Consider the following 24332-nt stretch of genomic DNA (forward strand, 5'->3'; position numbering starts at 1 on the left):
TTTGACGCCGATCAGCCTTGCTCATGTTGCGATGCAACATCCGTTGCGGTGTAATGGGGGAGTCAATCTGGCCGGGTTCCACTCGGAACCGGCCTGGCGGCGACCGTCGCCGCCGATATCAAAGGAGATCGCCCATGGCCGGTTCCGACACCAATCGCTCCCCCGCCCCGCTCTTGAATCCCTGGGCCGCGGCCTACGAATACGCCGTGGACGCCTGGCAGCGCGGCGTGCTCTACGCCGACGTGATGCGCCAGCGCGGCAACCAGTATCACGAACACATGGCCAAGCGCGCGCCCAACGTGCTGAGCATGGAATCCGAGCTGGTGCTGGACGGCCGCTGCCTGCCGCGTCCCGTCAATTACGGCCTGCTGCGCATCAAGCCGCCGGCCGGCGTCGAAACCGACCCCATCAAGCGCCCCTTCCTGGTGGTGGACCCGCGCGCCGGGCATGGCCCGGGCATCGGCGGCTTCAAGCCCCAGAGCGAAATCGGCGTGGCGGTGCGCGCCGGGCATCCCTGCTATTTCGCCACCTTCCTGCCGCAGCCCATGCCCAGCCAGACCGTCGAAGACGTGATGATGGCCGAGGCCCGCTTCCTGGAAGAAATCATCGCGCTGCACCCCGACGCCGAGGGCAAGCCGGTGGTGGTCGCCAATTGCCAGGCGGGCTGGCAGATCATGATGACCGCGGCGGTGCGTCCCGAGCTGTTCGGCCCCATCATCGTGGCCGGCGCGCCGCTGTCGTACTGGGCCGGCTGGCGCGGCATGAATCCCATGCGCTACGCCGGCGGCCTGCTGGGCGGCAGCTGGCTCACCGCGCTGACCAGCGATCTGGGCAACGGCATGTTCGACGGCGCCTGGCTGGTGCAGAACTTCGAGAACCTGAATCCGGCCAACACGCTGTGGTCCAAGCAGTACAACCTGTACTCCAAGGTGGACACCGAGTCCCCGCGCTACCTCAGCTTCGAGAAATGGTGGGGCGGCCACGTCTTCCTGAACGGCCCCGAGATCCAGTACATCGTCGACAACCTGTTCGTCGGCAACCGGCTGGCCACCGCCGGCCTGGTGACTTCCGACGGCATCCGCATCGACCTGCGCAACATCCGTTCGCCCATCGTGGTGTTCTGCTCCAAGGGCGACAACATCACGCCCCCGCCGCAGGCGCTGGGCTGGATTCCCGACCTGTACCAGAACGAGGCCGAGGTGCTGGCCCACGGCCAGACCATCGTCTACGCCGTGCATGAAAGCATCGGCCACCTGGGCATCTTCGTGTCCGGCAGCGTGGCCTGCAAGGAGCACCTGGAGTTCACCTCCAACATCGACATGATCGACGTGCTGCCGCCGGGCATCTACCAGGCCGAAATCGCCGACAAGACGCCCGAGACGCCCAACGCCGACCTGGCCTATGGCAACTACGTGCTGTCGTTCGAGCAGCGCACGCTGGACGACGTGCGCGCCATCGTCGACCGCAAGGAAGAAGACGACCGCCGCTTCGCCGCCGTCGCCCGCATCTCCGACATCAACCTGGGCATGTACCGCAGCTTCGTGCAGCCCTGGGTGCGCGCCATGGTCACGCCGCAATCGGCCGAATGGGCGCAGCGCCTGCATCCGCTGCGCCTGCCCTACGAACTGATCTCCGACCGCAACCCGCTGGTCGCGCCGGTCGCCCAGGTGGCCGAGCAGGTGCGCGAACACCGCCAGCCGGTCTCGCCCAACAACCCCTTCCTGCAGGCCCAGGAAATGTTCTCGAAACTGATCGAGACCAGCCTGAACATCTGGCAGGAGCTGCGCGACTCGGCCGACGAGCGCACCTTCATGAGCGTGTACGGCTCGCCCCTGGTGCAGGACCTGGCGGGGCTGGGCGCGCGCTCCGGCCCGCCGCGCAAGCACCCCGGCGTTTCGCCCGAACACCTGCAGTTCATGGAGCAGCGCGCCGCCGAGCTGTGCTCGCTGCTGCAGGAAGGCGGCCTGCGCGTGGCCGCCATCCGCATGCTGCTGTACGTCTCGGGCGCCGAGGGCGGCCTGGACGAGCGCAGCTTCGCACTCATTCGCAAGATGCGCGCCGAGTCCGACACCGCGCTGACCCTGCAGGAATTCAAGGACATCACCCGCGACCAGGCCCTGATGATGACGCTGGATTCGGCCGCCGCGGTCCAGGCCATGCCGCGTCTGCTCGACGGCGCGCCGGCTGCCGCGATCCGCGAAACGCTGGACACCATGAAGCACGTGCTGGAGGCGGCCGAGCCGCTCAGCGAGGCCGCGCGCGCCAGCCTGGGCGAGATGGAACGCATCTTCGAGGCCGCCGAAGAACGCGCCAGGAAGTGCGAACAGGCCCTGCTCGAAGCCTCGCCCGCGGTCAAGCCCGCGGCGCGCGTGGCCTCGGCCCGCAGCGCCGCGCCGGCCGCCGCGGTCAAGCCCGCCAAGGCGGTGAAGGCCGTGAAAGCCGTGAAGACCGCCGCCAAGGCCGCTCCGCCGGCCAAGCGCGCCGCCAAGACCCCCGCACGCAAATCCGCCAAGGCCAACACACGATGACCCTGCCCGCCGCCACCCACTACGACAAGCTCATCGCCCGCGCGCAGACGCTGGCGCCGGCCCCGTGCGCCATCGCCCATCCCTGCGACGAACCGTCGCTGTCGGCCGCGCTGATGGCGCGCGACCTGGGCCTGCTGCAGCCCATCCTGGTGGGGCCGGAACTGAAGATCCGCTCCACCGCCGCCGAGCACGGGCTGGACCTGGGCAACGCCCGCATCGTCGACGCGCCGCACAGCCACGCGGCCGCCGAAACGGCGGTCGCGCTGGTGCGCAGCGCCGAGGCCACGCTGCTGATGAAGGGCAGCCTGCACACCGACGAGCTCATGCACGAGGTGGTGGCCCGCAACACCGGGCTGCGCAGCGGCCGGCGCATCAGCCATGCGTTCATCATGGAGGTGCCCACCTACGCCGAGCCGCTGTTCATCACCGACGCGGCCATCAACATCTTCCCCGACCTCGAAACCAAGGCCGACATCATCCGCAACGTGATCGACCTGCACCACGGCCTGGGCCTGGGCGAGCCGCGCGTGGCCATCCTGTCGGCGGTCGAGCAGGTCACGCCCAGCATCCCCGGCACCATCGACGCGGCGGCGCTGTGCAAGATGGCCGACCGCGGCCAGATCACCGGCGGCCTGCTCGACGGCCCGCTGGCGCTGGACAACGCCATCAATCCCGAGGCGGCCCGCATCAAGGGCATCCGCTCCCCCGTCGCCGGCATCGCGCAGGTGCTGGTGGTGCCGGACCTGGAAGCCGGCAACATGCTGGCCAAGAACCTGACCTTCCTGGCCAACGCCGAGGCGGCCGGCATCGTGCTGGGCGCGCGCGTGCCCATCATCCTGACCAGCCGCGCCGACAGCCCGCGCTCGCGGCTGGCTTCCTGTGCGGTGGCTGCCATCTACGCGCACCACCTGAGCCAGCAGCAGGCCCGCCCGCTGGCGTAAAGGTAAAACCCGGCAAAAAACCCGCCGCCCCTACTCTCCCGGAGTTACAGCGCCATGAGCGACACGCCCCGCGACACCATTCTCGTCATCAACGCCGGCAGTTCCAGCATCAAGTTCTACCTGTACGACATCGGCGGCGAGCAGGACCTGACCCCGCGGCTGGGCGGCCAGATCGAGGGCATCGGCACGCTGCGCCCCAGGCTGCGCGTGCGCGACGCGGCCGGCCAGCCGCTGGTCGAGCGCGACATCGCGCCGGGCCACGCGTCCGACGTGCCCAATGCGCAGGAAGTGGTGGGCACCTGGCTGAGCGGCCATCTGGGCGGCGCGCCGCTGGCGGTGGGCCATCGGGTGGTGCATGGCGGCCCCGACCTCTCCGAGCCCGTGCTGGTCGACGACGAGATCCTGGCGCAGCTGGAGGCCTATGCGCCGCTGGCGCCGCTGCACCAGCCGAACAACCTGGCCCCGATCCGCGTGATCCGCGAGCGCCGCCCGGCGATCGCGCAGGTGGCCTGCTTCGACACGGCCTTCCACCGCAGCCATTCCGACGTGGCCGACCGCTATGCGGTGCCGGAAAAGCTGTACCGCGAAGGCGTGCGCCGCTACGGCTTTCATGGCCTGTCCTACGAATACATCGCGCAGCGCCTGCGCCAGGTCCTGCCCGACATCGCCACGGGCAGGGTCATCGCCGCGCACCTGGGCTCGGGCGTGTCGGCCTGCGCCATGCACCACGGCAAAAGCGTGGACAGCACCATGGGCTTCACCGCGCTCGAAGGGCTGCCCATGGGCACGCGTCCGGGCCGGCTGGACGCCGGCGTGGTGCTGTGGATGATGGAACAAGGCATGAGCCACGACGAGATCGAGCACATGCTGTACTACGACTGCGGCATGAAGGGGCTGTCCGGCATCAGCAACGACATGCGCGAACTGCTGGCCAGCGAAGCGCCGTCGGCCAGGATGGCGCTGCAGTATTTCGCATGGCGCGTGGCCGAAGGCATGATCGGCCTGGCCTGCGCCATGAACGGCGTGGACGCCATCGTCTTCACCGCCGGCGTGGGCGAGAACTCCGCCGAGATCCGCCAGGCGATCAGCGCGCACTGGGGCTGGCTGGGCATCAGGCTGGACCCCGAACGCAACGCCCGCCACGGCCCGCGCATCTCCAGCGACGACAGCCCCATCGGCGTCTACGTCGTGCGCACCAACGAAGAACTGATCATTGCCCAGCACACGCTGGCGCTGCTGCGCCAGCGTTAGGCGCCGGCCGGCGCCAGCGCTCGATCGCGTCGACCGCCTGCTCGGGGCTGCCGAAGATCTTGTCGCGGCCGATCTTCCTGACCAGGCCGGAACGCTCCAGCGCCGTGCGGAACTGGCCGTGTCCGCCGGCGATCAGCAGCGTCATGCCGCGCGCGTCCAGCTCGCGCTTGAGTTCGTACAGCGCCTCGACCGCGTCGGCGTCGGCCTGGGTCATCGCCTCGGCGTCCAGCACGAACCACTGCGCGCCGGCGGCCTGGTCCATCACTTCACGGGCGCGCCGGCGGAACGCGTCGGCGTTGAAGAACCACACGGACGATTCGAACAGCCACACCACCGTGCCCGGCACCGGCTGAGCGTCGGGGTTCAGGTGCAGCTTGCCCAGCACCGATTCGCCGGGCAGCCGCCCCAGCAGCGCGTCGCGGGGATTGCCCGACACGTACATGGCGTACAGCAGCGTGGCGCCCACCGAAACCGCCACGCCCTGCAGCACGCCGAAGCCGATCACGCCCACGGCCGCCAGGATGCCGAAGGCCAGTTCGATGCGCGAAATGCGCGCCAGGCGCATGAAGGCCTGGCCGTCGAACAGGCTGACGGCGGCCAGCAGCAGGATGGCCGAGAGCACCGCCTGCGGCAGCCAGTACAGCGGCGCGCTCAACAGCCCCACCACCACGGCCAGCGCCGCCGCGGCGCTGATGCTGACCAGCGGCGACGAGCCGCCGGCCACCAGCCCGACCGCGGTGCGCGAGTCGGCGCCGGTCACCACGAAGCCCTGGAACAGGCCGGCGGCCACGTTGGCCGCGCCAAAGCCCACCAGCTCGCGGTTGGGGTCGATGTGTTCGCCGGTGCGCGCGGCGAAGCTGCGGGCCGTGACGATGCCGCTGGAAAAGCTCACCACCAGCACCCCGGCCGCGCCCATCAGGATGCCGTCCACGCCCTCCAGCCGCAGCGGCAGGCTGAGCGCCGGCAGACCGGCGGGCACGTCGCCGACCACGGCGATGCCCAGCGAGGGAAAGTCGAACAGCCAGGACAGCAGGCAGGAGCCCGCCACCAGCATGATGGGGCCGGGCCAGCCCGGCCGCCAGCGCTTGAGCGCCACCAGCAGCACGCATGAAAGCACGCCCAGGATGAGCGTGGGAATCCGGACCTCAGGCAGGCGCCGCGACAGCTCCAGGAAAGGATGCACCAGGCCGCTGTTGCGCAGGCCCACGCCCGTCAGGCCGCTGAGCTGCGAAAGGGCCAGCGTGACCGCCACGCCCGCCATATAGCCGATCAGCACCGGCCGCGACAGCAGGTTGGCCAGCACGCCCAGGCGCAGCACGCGCGCGATCAGGCAGCCCACGCCCACCGTCAGCGCGATGCCGGTGGCGGCCACCAGGCGATCTTCGGGGGTGCTGAGCGCCATGCCGGTAAGCGTGGCGGCGATCAGCGTGCAGGTGGCGGTGTCGGGCCCGACGATGAGCGTGCGCGACGATCCGAAGACCGCGTAGCCCAGCATGCCCGCGATGGCGGCCCACAGGCCGGCCACGGGCGGCACGCCCATCATGGCCGCGTAGGCCAGCCCCACCGGCAGCGCCACCGCCGCCACGCTCAGGCCGGCCATGGCGTCGCGCCGCGCCGATTCCCGGGTGAGGCCGCGGAGGTTGTTCAGGCCGGGAAACAGGCGGAGGATCATGGCGGCGCAATGACGGCAATGGCGGCAGCGGGGCCGGAGAAAACCGGCGGCTCGCGCCGCCGGATGGGTTACGCGCCGGCGTCCGTCGAGGCGCGGGCTTCCAGCACCGCGACGGCGGGCAGGGTCTTGCCTTCCAGGAACTCCAGGAACGCACCGCCGCCGGTCGAGATGTAGCCGACCTGCTCGCCGATGCCGTACTTGGCGATGGCGGCCAGCGTGTCGCCGCCGCCGGCGATGGAAAAGCCGGCCGAGTCGGCGATGGCGCGGGCCACCACTTCGGTGCCGTGGGCGAACTGGTCGAACTCGAACACGCCCACCGGGCCGTTCCAGACGATGGTGCCGGCCTGCTTCAGGATGCCGGCCAGCTGCGCCGCGGTCTGCGGGCCGATGTCCAGGATCATGTCGTCCTCGGCCACGTCGGCCGCGGCCTTGACCGTGGCTTCGGCGTCGGCGCCGAAGGACTTGGCGCAGACCACGTCCACCGGGATCGGCACGGCCGCGCCGCGCTGTTTCATCATATCGATGACGGCGCGGGCCTGCTCGACCTGGTCGGGCTCGGCCAGCGATTTGCCGATGGGCAGGCCGGCGGCCAGCATGAAGGTGTTGGCGATGCCGCCGCCCACCACCAGCTGGTCGACCTTGTCGGCCAGCGATTGCAGGATGGACAGCTTGGTCGAGACCTTGGAGCCGCCGACGATGGCGACCAGCGGACGCTTGGGCTCGTGCAGCGCGCGGCCCAGGGCTTCGAGTTCGGCGGCCAGCAGCGGGCCGGCGCAGGCCACGGGCGCGAAGCGCGCGATGCCGTGGGTGGTGGCCTCGGCGCGGTGCGCGGTGCCGAAGGCGTCGTTGACGTAGACGTCGCAAAGCGCGGCCATCTTGCGCGCCAGGGTTTCGTCGTCTTTCTTCTCGCCGACGTTGACGCGGCAGTTCTCCAGCAGCACGACCTGGCCGTGGTCGACCTTGACGCCGTCGACCCAGTCGCGCACCAGCTGCACGGGCATGCCCAGCAGCTCGGACAGGCGCTGGCCGACCTTGGCCAGCGAATCGGCCTCGGTCGGCACGCCTTCCTTGGGGCGGCCCAGGTGGGACGTGACCATCACGGCGGCGCCGGCGTCCAGCGCCATGCGGATGCCGGGCACCGAGGCGCGGATGCGGGTGTCTTCGCTGATGCGGCCGGCGTCGTCGAACGGCACGTTCAGATCGGCGCGGATGAACACGCGCTTGCCGGACAGGGCGCCGGACTTGGCCAGCGCGGACAGGGTATTGACCTTGGGCATGAGTATGGATTCCTACGATTGGCGTACAAAGGGGACGAACCCATTTTCCGCGCCGGCGGAAAACAAATCCGTCCCCTGTGGACTGACTGCGTGGCTTACTTGGCCGTCATCAGCGCGACGGTGGTGTCGAGCATGCGGTTCGAGAAGCCCCACTCGTTGTCGTACCAGGACGAGACCTTGACCAGGCGGCCCGAGACCTTGGTCAGCGACGCGTCGACGGTGCTGGAGGCCGGGTTGTGGTTGTAGTCCACCGAGACCAGGGGTTCGGTGTTGTAGTCCAGGATGCCCTTGAGCTCGCCTTCCGAGGCGGCCTTCAGGATGCCGTTGACTTCTTCGACGGTGGTGTCGCGCTTGGCCACGAAGGACAGGTCGACGATGGACACGTTGATGGTCGGGACGCGGATGGCGTAGCCGTCCAGCTTGCCGTTCAGTTCAGGCAGCACCAGGCCCACGGCGGCGGCGGCGCCGGTCTTGGTGGGGATCATGCTCATGGTGGCCGAACGGGCGCGGCGCAGGTCTTCGTGGTAGACGTCGGTCAGGACCTGGTCGTTGGTGTAGGCGTGGACCGTGGTCATCAGGCCGTTTTCCAGGCCCAGCTTGTCGTTCAGCGGCTTGACCAGCGGGGCCAGGCAGTTGGTGGTGCACGACGCGTTGGAGATGACGGTGTCCGAGGCCTTCAGCACGCCGTGGTTCACGCCGTACACGACGGTGGCGTCGACGTCCTTGCCGCCGGGAGCCGAGATGATGACCTTCTTGGCGCCGCCCTTGATGTGCGCGCCGGCCTTTTCTTTGGTGGTGAAAAAGCCCGTGCATTCCAGCACCACGTCGACCTTCAGCTCGCCCCAGGGCAGCTCGGCCGGGTTGCGGTTGGCCAGCACGCGGATCTTGTCGCCGTTGACGACCATGTATTCGCCGTCGACCTCGACCGTGCCCGGGAACTTGCCGTGGGCGGTGTCGTACCGCGTCAGGTGCGCGTTGGTCTTGGGATCGCCCAGGTCGTTGATGGCGACGATTTCGATGTCGTGCTTCTTGCCACCTTCGTAGTGGGCACGCAGGATGTTGCGGCCGATGCGGCCGTAACCGTTGATGGCGACGCGAATGGTCATGACTAAGCTCCTTTTTACAAAACTTGGCGGACGGTCTCGGCCACCTTGTCGGCGGTCAGCCCGAAGAACTTGAACAGCGCGCCGGCCGGCGCGGATTCGCCGTAGCGGTCGATGCCGACGACGGCGCCTTCCAGGCCCACGTACTTGTGCCAGAAGGCGGTGATGCCGGCCTCGACGGCCACGCGCGGCAGGCCCTTGGGCAGCACCGACTGCTTCCAGGCGGCGTCCTGGCGGTCGAACACATCGGTGCTGGGCATGGAGACCACGCGCACCGCGATGCCTTCCTTGGCCAGCTGGGCCTGCGCGTCCAGCGCGATGGCGACTTCCGAGCCGGTGGCGATGATGACGGCGCGGGCGCCCTCGGCGTCGCGCAGCACGTAGCCGCCGCGGGCGATGGCGTCCACGGTGGCGGCGTCACGCTGCACGAACGGCAGGTTCTGGCGCGACAGCAGCAGCGCCGTGGGGCCGCCGTCGTGCACGTCCATGCCGATGCTGGCCGGGCGCGTCACGGCCGCGTTCCAGGCCACGGCCGTTTCCGTGGTATCGCAGGGGCGCCACAGCGACAGGTTGGGGATCAGGCGCAGGCTGGAGGCGTGTTCGATGGACTGGTGGGTCGGGCCGTCTTCGCCCAGGCCGATCGAGTCGTGGGTGAACACGTGCACCACGCGCTGCTTCATCAGCGCCGCCATGCGGATGGCGTTGCGCGAGTAGTCGGAGAAGGTCAGGAAGGTGCCGCCGAACGGCAGGTAGCCGCCGTGCAGGGCCACGCCGTTCATGATGGCGGCCATGCCGAATTCGCGCACGCCGTAGTTGATATGGCGGCCGAACTGGATGCCCTGCTCGCCGGCGCGCACCGGCGCGACGCCCTTCCAGTCGGTGAAGTTGGAGCCGGTCAGGTCGGCCGAGCCGCCCAGCATTTCCGGCAGCGCGGCGGCCAGCGCCGCGATCGCGAACTGCGACGCCTTGCGGGTGGCCACGGTCTCGGCCTTTTCCAGCGTGGCGTTCAGGAAGGCCTGGAACTGCTCGGCGTAGCCGGCGGGCAGCTCGCCCTTCATGCGGCGGGTGAATTCGGCGGCTTCGGCCGGGAATTCGGCGGCGTAGGCGTCGAAGGCGGACTGCCATTCGGCCTGGGCCGCGGCGCCGCGCTTGCGGCCGTCCCAGCCGTCGTAGATTTCCTGCGGGATCTGGAACGGCTCCGACGACCAGCCCAGCGCGGCGCGGGTGGCGGCGATCTCGTCCTTGCCCAGCGGCGCGCCGTGCACGTTGTGGGTGCCGGCCATGTTGGGCGAACCCTTGCCGATGACGGTGCGGCAGACGATCAGGGTGGGCTTTTCCGATTGCGCGCGCGCGGCCTTGATGGCGGCGTCCACGGCGGCGACGTCGTGGCCGTCCACGCCGCGGATCACGTTCCAGCCGTAGCCTTCGAAGCGCTTGGCGGTGTCGTCGGCGAACCAGTGCTCGACGTGGCCGTCGATGGAAATGCCGTTGTCGTCATACAGCACCACCAGCTTGCCCAGCTTGAGCGTGCCGGCCAGCGAGCAGACTTCGTGCGAGATGCCTTCCATCAGGCAGCCGTCGCCGGTGAAGGCATAGGTGTGGTGGTCGACGATGGTGTGGCCGGGCTTGTTGAATTCGGCGGCCAGCAGGGCTTCGGCCAGCGCCATGCCCACGGCGTTGCCCAGGCCCTGGCCCAGCGGGCCGGTGGTCGTTTCCACGCCCGGGGTGATGCCCACTTCGGGGTGGCCCGGGGTCTTGGAATGCAGCTGGCGGAAGTTCTTGAGTTCTTCGATCGGCAGATCGTAGCCGGTCAGGTGCAGCAGGGCGTAGATCAGCATGGAGCCGTGGCCGTTGGACAGCACGAAGCGGTCGCGGTTGGCCCAGGCGGGATCTTTGGGGTTGTGACGCAGGTTGCCGGCCCACAAGGCTTGGGCGATTTCCGCCATGCCCATGGGAGCACCCGGGTGCCCGGAGTTCGCTTGTTGCACGGCGTCCATCGCGAGGGCGCGGATGGCATCCGCCAAGGCAAGTTTAGGGGCGGTCGGATTGCTCATTCGGAAGGCTCTTTGAAGCTGGTCACCTGGAACACGGCAGGGCCAGTTAAGTAGGTTGCGAAGCAGGGGATTTTAGCACCCGGGGGTTTCCCTCAGGCCATCGGCCATAAGCCGTCCCCCATGCTAGGCTACGCGGCTGACGCAAATGCCCCGCGCCGGCTCCGCCGCCGGGGCCGGCCGCCCCCCGGAGGGGCTGTTTTTTCCCCGATCCGCCACGTTTCGTTTCATGTCCGCCCCCCGCTTCTTCTGCGACCTCCCTCTGACCGCCGGCGCCCGAGTCGCCCTGCCGGACGCCCTGGCCCACCACGCGCTGCGGGTGCTGCGGCTGCGCCACGGCGAGGCCATCGTCCTGTTCAACGGCCAGGGCGGCGAATTCCCCGCCGTACTGGAGGCCGAGGGCAAGGCCGGGTTCGCCCGGCTGGGGCCGTTTTCGCCGCGCGAGGCCGAGCTGGCCGGGCGCATCACCCTGGTCCAGGGCCTGCCTTCCGGCGACAAGATGGACTGGGTGGTGGAAAAAGCGGTGGAACTGGGGGTGGCCCGGGTCTGTCCGGTGGCGGCGCAGCGCAGCGTGCTGCAATTGTCGGGGCCGCGGCTGGACAAGCGCGTGGCGCACTGGCGGCGCATCGCCCAAGCCGCCAGCGAGCAATGCGGACGCAACCGGCTGATGGCGGTGGACGCGCCCCTGGCGCTGGCCGAATGGCTGGCGCAGCCCGCCGACGGCCTGCGCCTGATGTGCCATCCGGAAGCGGCCGACGATCTGGCCGCCCGGCTGCGCGCAGATCCCGGCCTGCAGGCGCTGACGCTGCTGGTCGGCCCCGAGGGCGGATGGTCGGACAAGGAACTGGAACAGGCGCGGCAGGCGGGGGTCCAGGCGGTGCGCTTCGGCCCGCGGGTGCTGCGCACCGAGACGGCGGGCCTGGCGCTGGCCTCGGCCGCCGGGGCGCTGCTGGGCTGGTAGCCCGGCCAGGGCTTCAGTGGTTTTCGCCGTAGGGCGCGGCCGCCACGCCCGGCTCGGGATCGGGGTGCCTGCCGGCGTGTTCGATCACGTACGAAAACACGCGCCCGTTTTCGCGGGCGAAATCGGACGCATCGGAACATACGGTTTCGATCAGGCCGGCGTCTTCCTCGAGCGCCGGATCGCCCGAGTGCAGCCGGTACAGCCACAGCACCACGCCGGTCTTGTGGTCCAGCACGGTGTCGCACAGACAGTCGTAGAGCGCGTCGAGATTGCCGCCGAAGTACTCGGGGAAGTCGACCGCCTTGACGATGGCGCGCAGCACCGCCGAACGGCTGCGGGCGGGATCGCAATTGGCGACGAACAAGGCCAGGCCGAGCTCATGGGCGGCGTCTACCACGGCCTTCTTGTCCAGCCCCTCGTGGGCCAGCGCACCGCCGCGCAGCAGCTGCCGCTGCAAAGTAGATTGGCCATTGCGCGTCATGCCCGAGCCTCCTTGAAAAAGGCGATCACTTCATCGCTACGCTGCATCGTATCGGCATAACCCAGTTCAATCAATCGCTTGGTGTAGCTGGATTCAAACAGGAGGTAGGACATCAGCGACCCGCCTCCCGGACGGCCTGGATCGGACGATACACCGAGCACGCGGAAAAGGGCACGGGCCTGGGTCGGCATGTCCTTCAAATGCTCCAGCGCCATCAGGTCCAGCGACTGGCTGGGCGTGATGGTCAGCACCTCCACGCGGCGCACGCCGCCGCGGACGCCCTCCTCGCCGGCCAGCTCCGTCAGGAAGTTCATGCGCTGCAGGCGCTCGACGTCGGCCGATAGCCCGTCCAGGAAGATGCTGGCCAACGCATGGCCGCCCACCTGCGCCAGGGACGGGTACGGCGGCGAGTCTTCGCGGTTCTCGGGGTGGGTGTCGTCGCGGAATCCGGTGCCGATCACCAGCACGCGGCTGGCGCCCAGGTGGATGGCCGGGCTGATCGGCGCCAGCTGGCGCATCGAGCCGTCGCCGCACCATTCGCCCTTGCCGTGCACCTGCACCTGGCGGGCCGGGAAGACGAAGGGAATGGCCGACGAGGCCATCAGGTGGTCGATGCCGATCGGGGTCGGGATGGCCAGGCGCAGATAGCGGTGCCAGGGCTCGATCGGCGTATGCGCCTGGTAGAAGGTCAGGTGCTCGCCGCTGGTGTAGCCCGAGGCCGTGATGGCCAGCGCCGACAAGGCGCCGCTTTCGAGGTTGGCGCGCAGGTGCTGGAAGTCCAGCACCCGGCCCAGCAAGGCCTCCATGGGGCTGTTGTCCAGCAGCGAGGTGGGCCGCTTGCGCGCCAGGCCCGAGAACATCCAGCCCAGCGACAGCAGGCCCAGCCAGCGGCCGCCCGTGCGGATGATGCCGGGCGTGTCGGCCCGGTAGATCATGTCGGTGTTGAGCGAAGACCACAGGCGCCGGATGCGGCGCACGCCCAGGTGCGGACGGTCGGCGCGGCAGGCCAGCGCGGCGGCGTTGATGGCGCCGGCGGACGTGCCGCAGATGATGTGAAACGGGTTCTGGAAGCGCGAATGCCAGTCCGGGTCCAGCAGCTCCATGATGGCGCTGAGCACGCCGACCTGGTAGGCGGCGCGGGCGCCGCCTCCGGTCAGGACCAGGCCGGTCTGCGTGCGCGGGCACGCAGGGCCGGCCGGGCGGACTTCAACGCGGGGTGTTGGCATCGACGACCGTCATGGCGGTCATGTTGACGATGCGGCGCACGGTCGAGCTGGAAGTCAGGATGTGCACCGGCGCGTTCGCGCCCAGCAGGAACGGACCCACCGCCACGTTGCTGCCCGCGGTGGTCTTGAGCAGGTTGTAGGCGATGTTGCCGGCGTCCACGTTCGGGCACACCAGCAGGTTGGCCTCGCCCTTGAGCGAGGACGAAGGCAGGATGCGCATGCGCAGCGCCTCGTCCAGCGCGCAGTCGCCGTGCATCTCGCCGTCGATCTCCAGTTCCGGATCGATCTCCCGCACCAGCTCCAGCGCGCGGCGCATCTTCGCGCCCGAGGCCGAGCTGCCCGAGCCGAAGTTGGAACGCGACAGCAGCGCCGCCTTGGGCGCCAGGAACATGCGGCGCATCTCGTGGGCGGCCGCGACGGTGAACTCGGCGATCTGCTCGGCCGTGGGCTCGTCGTTGACGTGGGTGTCGACCAGCACCACCGTGCGCTCGTTGAGCAGCAGGATGTTCATGGCCGCGTACACGTTGTGGCCCGGACGNCGTAGACCACGCCTTCGATGTCGGTGACCCAGACGTTCTCCAGCGGCAGCCCCAGGTCCACCATCAGGTCCAGGCAGGCCAGCGCGGCCGCGCCGGCGCCCGAGGTCACCACCTTGACCTGCTTGATGTCCTTGCCCACCACCTTCAGGCCGTTGATGAAGGCCGCCGACACGGTAATGGCGGTGCCGTGCTGGTCGTCATGGAAAACCGGGATCTTCATGCGGTCGCGCAGCTTGCGCTCGACGATGAAGCATTCCGGGGCCTTGATGTCTTCGAGGTTGATGCCGCCGAAAGTGGCTTCCAGGCCGGCGATGATCTCGACCAGCTTGTCCGGGTCGGTCTCGTTGATCTCGATGTCGAACACGTCCAGGCCGGCGAACTTCTTGAACAGCACCGCCTTGCCTTCCATCACCGGCTTGGACGCCAGCGCGCCGATATTGCCCAGCCCCAGCACCGCGGTGCCGTTGGTGATCACGCCCACCAGGTTGCCGCGCGCCGTGTAGCGGAACACGTTGGCCGGGTCGGCCACGATTTCCTCGCAGGCCGCCGCCACGCCGGGCGAGTATGCCAGCGCCAGGTCGCGCTGGTTGGTGAGCTGCTTGGTCGGCATGACCGCGACTTTGCCGGGGCGTCCGTGCTCGTGGTATTCAAGGGCGGCTTTGCGGAGATTGGCATCCATAGGGGCGGGCTACTTGCTAGAGTGTGAGACACGGAAAGGGGGGAATTCTATTCCGATGGCGCCGGCCGCGATACCTCCGCGCCCCTTGCCAGGCTTGCGTTTCCATCTTAACGCGAGCTTACAAATTGTCGCTATTGCGGCGCCGACAACAAGGGGAAACGGCCGTCCGGATCGAACAGCGCCTTCACCCGCGAATCCAGCCGGGTCGTGGCCAGCCCGGGCGGCTCGGCCGGCGGCGGCAACTGCGGCGCCGGCGGCGCGTCGGCCAGCGTGACGCCAGACACCCACGCCAGCGTGCCGCCGTGGCCCAGCAGCAGCTGCCCCAGGTTGACGGTGGCCGGCGCCTCGGGCTTGAGCGCGTCCAGGCGGTAGCGTCCCAGCCAGCGTTCGCCGTCGCGCGTGGCGAAGGCGTCCCCGCCCGAGGCCAGCTGGAACAGCGACGGCACCAGGCGCTGCACGGTGGCGGAACGCAGCGGCTGCACGTCGGCCTCGCCGAAGGCCCCCAGCGTTTCCTCCACCCCATCGGCCAGCATCACGTCCACCGCCAGCACGCCCGAACCGGCGCAGCGCCCGGCCTCCCAGCGCGCCGGCGCGGCCAGCCAGGCGGCCAGCGTCAACTCGCCCGGCAGCCCGGCGAACTGGCGCAGCCCGGCGCGCGCCAGCGCGGCCAGCGGCACCCCGGGCCGGGCATGCCAGCGCGCGGGCTCGCCGGGCAGGCGCAGCAATTCCGTCAGGGCCGACGGGTCCACCCGCAGCAACGGCCCGTAATGGGTTTCGAACGGGCCTTCGGCCCCTTCAAGCGCCAGCGTGATGCGGTACTCGGCGCACAGGGCGCGGGCGTGCGCCACGTCGGCCTCGCGCGCCGGGATCAAAACGGCCCGGGGGCCGGCCTCGCCGCTCTCGCCCAGGTCGCGCACGGCGCCCTGGCACAGCAGCCCCAGGCGCTGCAGGAATGCCGCCCAGGGGCTCTGGGCCGGACGTCGGCCCAGGAGGAAAGCGCGGCGCGATGGCTGCATGACTACAATTCCTTTTTTGCTACGAAACGCCTTCGAGAATCCCATGCCCCGCCTTGCCGCCCGCACCCACGATTTCCTGACCTTCCAGGTAATGGAGCTTTTCAAGCAGGCGCAAGCGCTGCAGGCGGCCGGCAAGGACATTATCAGCCTGGGCATCGGCGAACCGGACTTTACCGCGCCGCCCCAGGTCGTGGAAGCGCTGGAACGCGCGGCCCGCGCCGGGCTCAGCGGCTACAGTCCCTCGGCCGGCCTGACCCCGCTGCGCGAAGCCATCGCCCGGTTCTACCACGAACAGTTCGGCGCCAGCATCGATCCGTCGCGCGTCATCGTCACCGCGGGCGCCTCGGGCGCGCTGACGCTGGCCTGCGCGGCCCTGGTCAACGGCGGCGGCGAAGTGCTGATGCCCGACCCCTCCTACCCCGCCAACAGCAATTTCGTGCTGGCCGCCGGCGGCGTGCCGCGGCTGATTCCCAGCACGGCGCAGAAGCGTTTCCAGCTGTCGGCCCAGGACGTGGCCGATAACTGGACGCCGGCCACCCAGGGCGTGCTGATCGCTTCGCCCAGCAACCCCACCGGCACCTCCATCGCCCACGGCGAACTGGCCGAGCTGCTGGCGCAGGTCCGCGCGCGCGACGGCTTCGCCATCGTCGACGAGATCTACCTGGGCCTGTCCTACGAGGGCCAGCCGCGTTCGGCGCTGACGCTGGACGACGACGTCATCGTCATCAACAGCTTCTCGAAGTATTTCCACATGACCGGCTGGCGCCTGGGCTGGATGATCGTGCCGCAGGACATGGTGGCGCCGGTGGAGAAGATCGCCGCCAGCCTGGCGATCTGCGCGCCCACGCTGGCCCAGCATGCCGCGCTGGCCTGCTTCACGCCGGGCGCGATGAAAACCTTCGAGCACCGCCGCGAGGCGTTCAGGCAGCGCCGCGACTACCTATTGCCGGAATTCGAGCGCCTGGGCATCCAGGTGCCGGTCAAGCCGGACGGCGCCTTCTATATTTATGCCGACATCTCCAACCTGGGCATGGACAGCGCCGCGTTCTCGCAGCGCCTGCTGCTGGAGGCCGGCGTGGCCGCCGTGCCCGGGCTGGACTTCGGCCCGGCCCACGGCGGACACACCATGCGCTTTTCCTATGCCACGGGACTGGACCGCCTGGAAGAGGCGGTGGCCCGGATGGGGCGGTTGCTGCAGGGGTGAGGGGCGGTTGCGGCTGGGGTCGGTCGAATGCCTCGCGCCGCGCCCGTCACCGTAGGATGGGTGCAGCGCGTCGCCATCATCACAAGAACGCGACTGTCGAGCGCGCGTAACCCATCGGGCGGCGCCAGCCGCCATTTTGAGGCGTTCAGTCGCGCGCCAGCGCGATGCCCGAGGCCAGCGCCAGGCGGCGCCGTTCGGCCTGCACCTTGGCGCCGTAGCCGTTGTCGTCGGGCCCCGTGGCGCCCACGTAACAGGCCAGGCCGCCGTCCACCGATCCGCGGCGGTTGATGCAATCGCGCAGAATCGTGGTGCCCACGCCGATGTTGGCGGCCGGGTCCAGCGGGTTCTTGCCGACGGCGTCGAACTTGTCCTGGTGCACGCTGGTCATCACCTGCATCAGGCCCTGGGCGCCCACGTGGCTTTCGGCCAGCGGGTTGTAGCGGGACTCGATGGCGATCACGGCCAGCACCAGCAGCGGATCCAGCTTCTTTTCGCGGCTGACCTTGTATACCGTGTTCAGCAGCGGGCCGGTCGCGTCATACGCGACCTTGTACTTGCGCGAGATATAGTTGCGCAAGGCTTCGGCCTGCGGGCCGCTCGCGATGCTGGCAACCGGCTTCACCGGCGGCGGAGCGACGCGCGCCGGCCCCAGCATGCCGGTGGCGTTGCTGGCGGGCGCGTCGGGGATGGCCATGGCGATGGCCGACGACATGTCCGTGCCGAGTTCGGAACCCGTATCGAGATCGGTGCCGGCTTGCATGGACGTGGGCGCTAGGGCGGTCAACAAGGCTTTGTGCACCTGCAATGCCTGGTCGCGCAATCCAGGCAGGGCGAATCCCATGCTTACCGTCACGATCACCGCGATGCCCAGGTAGACGGAGCAGATGCGCAGCGATTCGGCAAGATATTGGTGCACTCCTTGGGCCATGCTCCTGAAGAGCGAGGCCACTGACGCATCGGGCATATAACCTCCTGCGTAAAAAAGAGGGAGTCAATGTTAACCTCTCTTTCTCTCCAAAATGTAACCAAATCGCCGGGATCTGTAGTGAAATACCGCGACCTTAGAGACTTCCTCGCTCAACTCGAACGCATGGGCGAGCTCAAACGCATCGCCCCGCCGGTGTCCACCCGGCTGGAAATGACCGAGATTTCCGACCGCGTGCTGCGGGCCGAAGGCCCCGCCCTGCTGTTCGAAAACGCCATGCACGACGGCCGTCCGGCGCAGATGCCGGTGCTGACCAACCTGTTCGGCACGCCGGCCCGCGTGGCCCGCGGCATGGGCGCCGACGACGTCAGCGCGCTGCGCGACATCGGCGAGCTGCTGGCATCGCTGCGCGAGCCCGAAGCGCCCCGCGGCCTGCGCGACGCGCTGGCCAAGGTGTCGATGCTGAAATCGGCGCTATGGGACATGAGCCCCAAGAACGTCAAGAGCCCCGCCTGCCAGGAGATCGTCTGGGAAGGCAAGGACGTGGACCTGACCCGCCTGCCGATCCAGACCTGCTGGCCGGGCGACGTGGCGCCGCTGCTGACCTGGGGCCTGGTGATCACGCGCGGCCCGAACGCGCGCCGCCAGAACCTGGGCATCTACCGCCAACAGCTGCTCGGCCCCAACAAGCTGATCATGCGCTGGCTGTCGCATCGCGGCGGCGCGCTGGATTTCCGCGACCACGCCCTGGCCCATCCCGGCACGCCCTTCCCGGTCGCCGTCGCCCTGGGCGCGGACCCCGCCACCACGCTGGGCGCGGTCACGCCGGTGCCGGACAGCCTGTCCGAATACCAGTTCGCCGGCCTGCTGCGCGGCTCGCGCACCGAAACGGCGCAGGCGCTGGGCAGCAACCTGTCGGTGCCGGCCTGGGCCGAGATCGTGCTGGAAGGCCACCTGCTGCCCTCGTCGGACCCGCGCGCCGTCGCGCCCCGGGTGCCCGAGGGCGTCAATCCGCCGGCCAACACCGACTACGAGATGGCGCTGGAAGGCCCCTACGGCGACCACACCGGCTACTACAACGAGCAGGACTGGTTCCCCGTCTTCACGGTGGAGCGGATCACGATGCGGCGCAATCCCATCTATCACTCCACCTATACCGGCAAGCCGCCGGACGAGCCCGCCGTGCTGGGCGTGGCGCTCAACGAGGTGTTCGTGCCGCTGCTGCGCCGCCAGCTGCCGGAGATCGTGGACTTCTACCTGCCGCCCGAGGGCTGCAGCTACCGCCTGGCGGTGGTGTCCATCCGCAAGCAGTATGCCGGCCACGCCAAGCGCGTGATGTTCGGCCTGTGGAGCATTCTGCGGCAGTTCATGTACACCAAGTTCATCGTCGTGGTGGACGAGGACATCAACCCGCGCGACTGGAAGGAAGTGGTGTGGGCGATGACCACGCGCATGGACCCGGTGCGCGACACCCTGCTGGTGGAGAACACGCCCATCGACTATCTGGATTTCGCCTCGCCGGTGTCCGGCCTGGGCGGCAAGATGGGCATGGACGCCACCAATAAATGGCCGGGCGAAACCCAGCGCGAATGGGGCACGCCCATCACGATGGACGCCGACGTCAAGCAGCGCGTGGATGCGCTGTGGGGCCAGCTCGGCCTGTAGGCCGGGCCGCCCGGCTCAGCGCGGTTCGCCGTCGCGCCCGCCGTCCTGGCGGGCGCCCCGCCAGGCCTTGAACAGCTGCCAGCCGACGAACGCGCCGCCGGCGATCTTCAAGAGCCTGGAACGCTTGCCCCCGCGCATGACCATGGCCGAGAGCGAGGAACTGACGAGAGGATAGCGGCGCGCCAGGCTGATCGCCTGCAGCGCCCAGCGCGATGCGCTGCTGGAGGCCAGGCTGGGCAGCAGGCCGCGCAGAAGCGCGGACGGCTCCAGCCTGCGGCCCGCGGACGCGATGCTTTGCGCCAGCGATTCGCGCTCGATCGCGGCGCGGGCGCGCAGCAGTTCGATGCGCACGGCGCGGTCGACGGAAGGAGATCTTTTCGCCATCGCTCAGGCCTCCTCGCGGCGGGGCGCCTGCGGCGCTTCGTCTTCGTCCTGCGCGTCGCGGATGCGGTCGAGCAGCTCCGCGTCGCGCCCCAGCTCTTCGAGCGTGGCGGAGAACGGCGGCGCGCCGTAGACCAGCCCGTGCCGGACCATCAGCAGCAGCACCACGCCGACGATGCCGTAGAAGGCCGCCAGCAGGCCCAGGGCCAGATAACGGTCTTCGGTGGGCCAGAAGGCCACCGCCACCGTGACGGTAAAGACCAGCACCGCCAGCGTCAGGAAGAGCAAGGCAGCAAACGCCATGCCCAGCAGCTTGAGCAAGCGCGCCTTTTCGTCCGAGGCCTCCAGGGCCAGGAGTTCCAGGCGCGTGCGCAGCAGCCCGACCAGGCTGGACGCGACGCCAAATACAGATTTACGCAGACCCATGGCGTGATGGACGCCGGGCGGCAGACGGCTGGCGTCGCCCGCCCGGATGCCCGGCCCCGTCAGCGGCGGCTGATCAGCAAGCCGAGCAGCAGGCCGGTCACGCCTGCGATGCCGATGGCTTGCCAGGGATTGTCATGCACGTAGTCGTCGGTCGCGCGGGCAGCCTTGCGGCCCCGTTCGAGCACGGCGTCCTGGGCCTCGTACAGGGCCTCGCGCGTGCGCTTGAGCGAAGTCAGCGCGCGGTCGCGCAGTTCGTTGGCCTTGTCGCCCGTGCTGCTGGCGGCTTCGCGCAGCAGGCTTTCGGCGTCGTTGAGGCTGGACTTGACACTGTCGATGAGTTTTTCTTTTGCGACGTCTTCGGATTTTCTCGTGGCCATTTTCTTGAGCTCCTGTTGTGTGTCCATGACGCAAACATAATACCAGCCGCCATCGCCGCGGCGCGGCGCGCTTGCTACGGTGTGCTACTTGATCTGCGTAATCTCAACGGCCGACTTCACGCCGCCCTGGTCGATGTCCTGTTTCATTACCAGATTGACGGCCGGGCAGTACCAGTCCGTCACGGTGGTGTTCATGCCGGGAATGGGCAGGGTGAGGCCCTGGAAGGTGGCCATGGTGGGGGTGGTGTCGCGGCTGTAGGTGATCGGATGGCAGGACTGCTTGCCCAGGGCGGTGTCCAGGGACGTCTTTTTGCCCACTGTTTTTTCGCCGATGCGCACCGTGGTGGCGGGCTGGCCGCCCACCGGCGCCTCCTTGCCGATCTTCAGGCGAAACGAGGAGCCGGGCAGCTTCTGGCCCTGGCTGAGCTGGCCGTCGTAGGCGAACAGGCCCAGCATGCGCAGGTCGAACTGGCCCTCGGACGGCCGCGGCGCTTCGCCGGCGGTGGCGTAGCGCACGAAGGTGGCCTGCCCGCTCTTGACGGTCATCAGGTAATCGAGCCTGGACTTGCCCGGCGGCAGGCCGGCGTAGCTGAACGTGGCCACGCCGCGCACCCGCGCGCGGCAGTTGTCGCCGTTGGTCTTGGAGACTTCGGCGAAATTGAGGTCGGCGCCCAGCGCCAGGTTGCCCGTGCCGGTCAGCTGCACCGCGCCGCCGTCGTGCATGAACTGCGCGTCGCACACGCCGGCCTGCGCCGCCTGCGCCGCCGCCAGCGCGCCCGCCGCGAAAACAAAGGATGCCATTTTCCGCATCGTCACAAGCCACTCCATGAATCCGTAAAAAACCGTCCGCCGGACCTGCGGCGTAGGGGTGGCTCGATACTACACCGGGTTCGTCCCGGGGCGTATGTCGGAACGTGTCGGCGGCGGCGCGGCGCGGGCCAACATGGCCAGGATCTCGGGCACGCACGAACCGCAGCCCGTGCCGCAGCCCAGTCCGGATTTCAGCGCGGCCAGGTCGCAGCCCTGCCCGATGCCGGCCTGGATGGCCGCTACGCTTACGCCATTGCACACGCACACGGTGCGCGAGCGCGCCGCGCCGGCGATGCGGCCGGTCAGCAGCGCCGCCACGCCGCGCGGCGCCTCGCCGCCGGCGGCCCATGACAGCAGCGCTTCCTGGGCCCGCAGATCGCCGGTCAGCAGAAAGCCGCGCAGGGCGCCCTGTTCCACCCTGACCCGCCGCATCAGGCCGCGCGCCGGATCGTCGAAGGCCACGTCGGGCCGGCGCAGATCCAGCGCGTCCGCCAGGGCGTCCAGCATGGCGGACGGCGGCGCGGCGGGCGCGGCCAGCCGCAGGCGCACGCCGCCCGCGCCCGCCGGCAGCGCCACGGCGTAGTCGAATCGGCGCAGCCACGGCGCCAGGCGCAGCCGCAGCGCGGCGGCGTCGCCCTGCAGCCACGCCGCCGCCTGCCATGGCAGGCCGGCGGGTTCGGCCGACACGGCGCAGTGCTTGAGTTCGGGCTGGCGCGACAGCGGATCGGCCGCCGGATTGGTCAGCGCGTTCACGCCCAGGCCCGCCATGAACGCGCTGCCCCAGTGCATCGGCAGGAACGCGCAGCCCGGCCTCAAGCCCTCGTCCGGCTGCGCCGGCGCGACCACGCTGCCCCGGCGCGACGTCAGCCTGGCCAGCGCGCCGGGCTCCAGGCCCAGGCGCCGCATGTCCTCGGGATGCAGCGACACCCAGGGTTCCTCGACGTGCCGCGTCAGCGCGCGCGCCAGCGAGGTGCGCGCCATCGTGTGCCAGTGGTCGCGCAGCCGCCCGGTGGTCAGCTGCAGCGGAAACGCCGGGCTGGCGGCTTCGGCCGCGGGCCGATACGCCAGGTCGATGAAGCGGGCCCGCCCGCCGGGCGTGGCGTACACGCCGTCGCCATACAGGCGCGCCGCGCCCCGTCCCTGCCGGTACGGCCATTGCTGCGGCCCGCCGGCTTCCAGCGCGGCGTAGTCCAGCGCGCTGTAGTCCAGGTCTCGGCCGGCCGTCATGCGGGCGTGCTCGGCGAAGACCTCGGCCTCGTCGCGGTAGCCGAACAGCGCCGCCTTGCCCGGCGCCAGCCTGGCGGCCAGGCGCTGCGCGACGGCCTGCGCCAGCCGCCAGTCGGGCCGGGCATCTCCAGGCGGCGGGACGGCCGCGCGCACCCGGCTGATGCGCCGCTCCGAATTGGTCACCGTGCCGGACTTCTCCGGCCAGGTGGCCGCCGGCAGCACCAGGTCGGCATAAGCCAGGGTCTCGGTGCCCGCGTACGCTTCCTGCACGATCACGAATTCCGCGCGCTCCAGCGCCGCGCGCACGCGGGCCTGGTCCGGCAGCGACTGCGCGGGATTGGTGGCCGCGATCCACAGCAGCTTGATGCGTCCGTCCAGCGCGGCGTCGAACATCTCCAGCGCGGTTGCGCCCGGCGCCTGCGGCAAGGCGTCCACGCCCCACAGCGCGGCCGTCTCGCGGCGGTCCCCGGCCGAGGCCGGATCGCGGTGCCCCGGCAGCAGCGTCGCCATGCCGCCGGCCTCGCGCCCGCCCATGGCGTTGGGCTGGCCTGTCAGCGAAAACGGTCCGGCTCCCGGCCTGCCGATCTGGCCGGTGGCCAGGTGCAGATGGATCAGCGCGGCATTCTTGTCGGTGCCGCTGGTCGACTGGTTCAGGCCCATGGTGTAGAGCGACAGCGCCGCCCCGGCCTGGCCGAACCAGCGCGCCGCCTGCGCGATGTCGGCCGCCGGCACGCCGCAGATCTCCTGCGCGGCCGCCGGCGTGCAGGATCGCACCCGCTCCCGCAGCGCCTCGAAGCCCTCGGTGTGGCGGCGGATGTAGCCGCGGTCGATCAGGTCCTCGTTCACCATGACGTGCAGCATGGCGTGGAACAGCGCCACGTCGGTGCCGGGCGCCAGCTGCAGGTGCAGGTCGGCGCAGGCCGCGGTATCGGTGCGCCGCGGATCTGCCACGATCAGCTTCATGCCGGGACGGCGCGCGCGCGCCGCCTCCAGCCGCCGGAACAGCACCGGGTGGGCGTAGGCCATGTTGGAGCCGGCAATCAGCACCGTGTCCGCCAGCTCCAGGTCTTCATAGCAGGCCGGCGGCGCGTCGGCGCCCAGGGTGCGCTTGTAGCCCGACACCGCGCTCGACATGCACAGGCGCGAATTGGTGTCGATATTGTTGGTGCCCACCAGCGCCCGCGCCAGCTTGTTGAAGACGGCATAGTCCTCGGTCAGCAGCTGGCCCGACAGATAAAAGCCCACCGAGTCGGGACCGTGGCGCGCGACGCAGTCGGCCAGCCGCCCGGCCGCGATGTCCAGGGCCTGGTCCAATGCGATGTCGGCCAGCGGCTGGCCGCGGGCCGCGCGCCATTGCGCCGACAGCACGCGCGCGCCGTCGCGCCGCACCGTGTCGGCCAGCGCCAGTCCCTTGCTGCACAGCCTGCCGCGGTTGGCGGGATGCGCGTCGTCGCCCCGCACGCCCACCACGGCGCCGTCCCGCACCTGCACGCGCACGCCGCAGCCGGTGCCGCAATAGCAGCACACCGACGGCACTTCGGCGACGCCATCGGCCGCGGCGGGCCGGATCATGATCGTGTCCATGCGCTACC

General features: G+C 69.8%; 19 protein-coding genes and 1 pseudogene. 6 read left to right on the forward strand and 14 right to left on the reverse strand.

Features of this window, described 5'->3' with window-relative positions:
- Positions 1 to 134: 134 nt before the first annotated feature.
- The 3 genes from C1I89_RS15910 to C1I89_RS15920 are packed head-to-tail and all read left to right on the forward strand — an operon-like array spanning position 135 to position 4720.
- Positions 135 to 2528 (forward strand): DUF3141 domain-containing protein, encoded by a 2394-nt coding sequence (locus tag C1I89_RS15910; RefSeq protein ID WP_102773678.1) that lies wholly within the window; start codon positions 135 to 137, stop codon positions 2526 to 2528.
- Positions 2525 to 3469, forward strand: a complete 945-nt coding sequence (locus C1I89_RS15915; protein WP_181390970.1) for a phosphate acetyltransferase — start codon at positions 2525 to 2527, stop codon at positions 3467 to 3469. The genes C1I89_RS15910 and C1I89_RS15915 overlap by 4 nt, the downstream gene beginning before the upstream one ends.
- A 54-nt stretch (positions 3470 to 3523) precedes the next feature.
- A complete protein-coding gene (locus C1I89_RS15920; RefSeq protein ID WP_102773679.1) occupies positions 3524 to 4720 on the forward strand; it encodes an acetate/propionate family kinase in 1197 nt (398 codons plus the stop codon).
- Here C1I89_RS15920 and C1I89_RS15925 read toward each other — a convergent pair.
- From C1I89_RS15925 to tkt, 4 genes are all read right to left on the reverse strand, one after another.
- Complete coding sequence (locus C1I89_RS15925) at positions 4680 to 6392, reverse strand: SulP family inorganic anion transporter (protein ID WP_181390971.1); 1713 nt, start codon at positions 6390 to 6392, stop codon at positions 4680 to 4682. The genes C1I89_RS15920 and C1I89_RS15925 overlap by 41 nt on opposite strands.
- A gap of 68 nt (positions 6393 to 6460) precedes the next feature.
- A complete protein-coding gene (locus C1I89_RS15930; RefSeq protein WP_102773680.1) occupies positions 6461 to 7669 on the reverse strand; it encodes a phosphoglycerate kinase in 1209 nt (402 codons plus the stop codon).
- Between the two features lie 95 nt (positions 7670 to 7764).
- A complete protein-coding gene (gene gap, locus C1I89_RS15935) occupies positions 7765 to 8775 on the reverse strand; it encodes a type I glyceraldehyde-3-phosphate dehydrogenase (protein WP_102773681.1) in 1011 nt (336 codons plus the stop codon).
- Positions 8776 to 8789: 14 nt separating this feature from the next.
- Positions 8790 to 10826 carry a transketolase gene (gene tkt, locus C1I89_RS15940; RefSeq protein ID WP_102773682.1) on the reverse strand — a complete coding sequence of 679 codons (2037 nt, stop codon included), beginning with the start codon at positions 10824 to 10826 and terminating at the stop codon, positions 8790 to 8792.
- A 226-nt stretch (positions 10827 to 11052) separates the two neighbouring features.
- Here tkt and C1I89_RS15945 point away from each other — a divergent pair, with 226 nt between their 5' ends.
- Entirely contained in the window at positions 11053 to 11784 is a 732-nt protein-coding gene (locus C1I89_RS15945) for a 16S rRNA (uracil(1498)-N(3))-methyltransferase (protein WP_102774141.1), read from the forward strand.
- Between the two features lie 13 nt (positions 11785 to 11797).
- Here C1I89_RS15945 and C1I89_RS15950 read toward each other — a convergent pair whose 3' ends face one another.
- The 4 genes and pseudogenes from C1I89_RS15950 to C1I89_RS15965 all read right to left on the reverse strand — a co-directional run bounded on the left by C1I89_RS15950 (position 11798) and on the right by C1I89_RS15965 (position 15725).
- Entirely contained in the window at positions 11798 to 12265 is a 468-nt protein-coding gene (locus tag C1I89_RS15950; RefSeq protein WP_102773683.1) for a barstar family protein, read from the reverse strand.
- Positions 12262 to 13491 carry a patatin-like phospholipase family protein gene (locus tag C1I89_RS15955; RefSeq protein WP_168202165.1) on the reverse strand — a complete coding sequence of 410 codons (1230 nt, stop codon included), beginning with the start codon at positions 13489 to 13491 and terminating at the stop codon, positions 12262 to 12264. The genes C1I89_RS15950 and C1I89_RS15955 overlap by 4 nt, the downstream gene beginning before the upstream one ends.
- Positions 13472 to 14709: pseudogene (locus C1I89_RS15960) on the reverse strand (phosphate acyltransferase). The gene C1I89_RS15955 and the pseudogene C1I89_RS15960 overlap by 20 nt, the downstream one beginning before the upstream one ends.
- A gap of 131 nt (positions 14710 to 14840) precedes the next feature.
- Positions 14841 to 15725: an FAD-binding protein gene (locus C1I89_RS15965; RefSeq protein WP_102773684.1), complete on the reverse strand. Its 885-nt coding sequence runs from the start codon at positions 15723 to 15725 to the stop codon at positions 14841 to 14843.
- 43 nt (positions 15726 to 15768) lie between these two features.
- Between C1I89_RS15965 and C1I89_RS15970 the strand changes: the two genes are divergently transcribed.
- Positions 15769 to 16929 (forward strand): pyridoxal phosphate-dependent aminotransferase, encoded by a 1161-nt coding sequence (locus tag C1I89_RS15970; RefSeq protein ID WP_102773685.1) that lies wholly within the window; start codon positions 15769 to 15771, stop codon positions 16927 to 16929.
- Between the two features lie 145 nt (positions 16930 to 17074).
- Here C1I89_RS15970 and C1I89_RS15975 read toward each other — a convergent pair whose 3' ends face one another.
- Complete coding sequence (locus C1I89_RS15975; protein WP_102773686.1) at positions 17075 to 17893, reverse strand: lytic transglycosylase domain-containing protein; 819 nt, start codon at positions 17891 to 17893, stop codon at positions 17075 to 17077.
- Positions 17894 to 17974: 81 nt separating this feature from the next.
- On the opposite strand from C1I89_RS15975, the gene ubiD reads away from it, so the two are divergent.
- Positions 17975 to 19519: a 4-hydroxy-3-polyprenylbenzoate decarboxylase gene (gene ubiD / locus C1I89_RS15980; protein WP_102773687.1), complete on the forward strand. Its 1545-nt coding sequence runs from the start codon at positions 17975 to 17977 to the stop codon at positions 19517 to 19519.
- A 15-nt stretch (positions 19520 to 19534) separates the two neighbouring features.
- Here the strand turns inward: ubiD and C1I89_RS15985 are convergent, their stop codons facing one another.
- The 5 genes from C1I89_RS15985 to C1I89_RS16005 form a co-directional block, all read right to left on the reverse strand.
- Positions 19535 to 19903 (reverse strand): hypothetical protein, encoded by a 369-nt coding sequence (locus tag C1I89_RS15985; RefSeq protein WP_102773688.1) that lies wholly within the window; start codon positions 19901 to 19903, stop codon positions 19535 to 19537.
- 3 nt (positions 19904 to 19906) lie between these two features.
- Complete coding sequence (locus tag C1I89_RS15990; protein WP_102773689.1) at positions 19907 to 20326, reverse strand: phage holin family protein; 420 nt, start codon at positions 20324 to 20326, stop codon at positions 19907 to 19909.
- Positions 20327 to 20385: 59 nt separating this feature from the next.
- Complete coding sequence (locus C1I89_RS15995; protein ID WP_043544379.1) at positions 20386 to 20703, reverse strand: DUF883 family protein; 318 nt, start codon at positions 20701 to 20703, stop codon at positions 20386 to 20388.
- 84 nt (positions 20704 to 20787) lie between these two features.
- On the reverse strand, positions 20788 to 21513 hold the full coding sequence (locus tag C1I89_RS16000) for a hypothetical protein (RefSeq protein ID WP_102773690.1): 726 nt from the start codon (positions 21511 to 21513) through the stop codon (positions 20788 to 20790).
- Between the two features lie 69 nt (positions 21514 to 21582).
- Positions 21583 to 24324, reverse strand: coding sequence for a nitrate reductase (locus C1I89_RS16005; protein ID WP_258231458.1), 2742 nt, complete (start codon positions 24322 to 24324; stop codon positions 21583 to 21585).
- Positions 24325 to 24332 lie beyond the last annotated feature (8 nt).

This window comes from Achromobacter pulmonis, from assembly GCF_002885955.2.
GTDB classification, from domain to species: Bacteria; Pseudomonadota; Gammaproteobacteria; order Burkholderiales; family Burkholderiaceae_B; genus Achromobacter; species Achromobacter pulmonis_A.

Bases quoted from the DNA above. Each gene is read 5' to 3' on its own strand.
- C1I89_RS15910 (WP_102773678.1), top strand. From the start codon at position 135: ATGGCCGGTTCCGACACCAATCGCTCCCCCGCCCCGCTCTTGAATCCC.
- C1I89_RS15915 (WP_181390970.1), top strand. From the start codon at position 2,525: ATGACCCTGCCCGCCGCCACCCACTACGACAAGCTCATCGCCCGCGCG.
- C1I89_RS15920 (WP_102773679.1), top strand. From the start codon at position 3,524: ATGAGCGACACGCCCCGCGACACCATTCTCGTCATCAACGCCGGCAGT.
- C1I89_RS15925 (WP_181390971.1), bottom strand. From the start codon at position 6,392: ATGATCCTCCGCCTGTTTCCCGGCCTGAACAACCTCCGCGGCCTCACC.
- C1I89_RS15930 (WP_102773680.1), bottom strand. From the start codon at position 7,669: ATGCCCAAGGTCAATACCCTGTCCGCGCTGGCCAAGTCCGGCGCCCTG.
- gap (WP_102773681.1), bottom strand. From the start codon at position 8,775: ATGACCATTCGCGTCGCCATCAACGGTTACGGCCGCATCGGCCGCAAC.
- tkt (WP_102773682.1), bottom strand. From the start codon at position 10,826: ATGAGCAATCCGACCGCCCCTAAACTTGCCTTGGCGGATGCCATCCGC.
- C1I89_RS15945 (WP_102774141.1), top strand. From the start codon at position 11,053: ATGTCCGCCCCCCGCTTCTTCTGCGACCTCCCTCTGACCGCCGGCGCC.
- C1I89_RS15950 (WP_102773683.1), bottom strand. From the start codon at position 12,265: ATGACGCGCAATGGCCAATCTACTTTGCAGCGGCAGCTGCTGCGCGGC.
- C1I89_RS15955 (WP_168202165.1), bottom strand. From the start codon at position 13,491: ATGCCAACACCCCGCGTTGAAGTCCGCCCGGCCGGCCCTGCGTGCCCG.
- C1I89_RS15965 (WP_102773684.1), bottom strand. From the start codon at position 15,725: ATGCAGCCATCGCGCCGCGCTTTCCTCCTGGGCCGACGTCCGGCCCAG.
- C1I89_RS15970 (WP_102773685.1), top strand. From the start codon at position 15,769: ATGCCCCGCCTTGCCGCCCGCACCCACGATTTCCTGACCTTCCAGGTA.
- C1I89_RS15975 (WP_102773686.1), bottom strand. From the start codon at position 17,893: ATGCCCGATGCGTCAGTGGCCTCGCTCTTCAGGAGCATGGCCCAAGGA.
- C1I89_RS15985 (WP_102773688.1), bottom strand. From the start codon at position 19,903: ATGGCGAAAAGATCTCCTTCCGTCGACCGCGCCGTGCGCATCGAACTG.
- C1I89_RS15990 (WP_102773689.1), bottom strand. From the start codon at position 20,326: ATGGGTCTGCGTAAATCTGTATTTGGCGTCGCGTCCAGCCTGGTCGGG.
- C1I89_RS15995 (WP_043544379.1), bottom strand. From the start codon at position 20,703: ATGGCCACGAGAAAATCCGAAGACGTCGCAAAAGAAAAACTCATCGAC.
- C1I89_RS16000 (WP_102773690.1), bottom strand. From the start codon at position 21,513: ATGCGGAAAATGGCATCCTTTGTTTTCGCGGCGGGCGCGCTGGCGGCG.
- C1I89_RS16005 (WP_258231458.1), bottom strand. From the start codon at position 24,324: ATGGACACGATCATGATCCGGCCCGCCGCGGCCGATGGCGTCGCCGAA.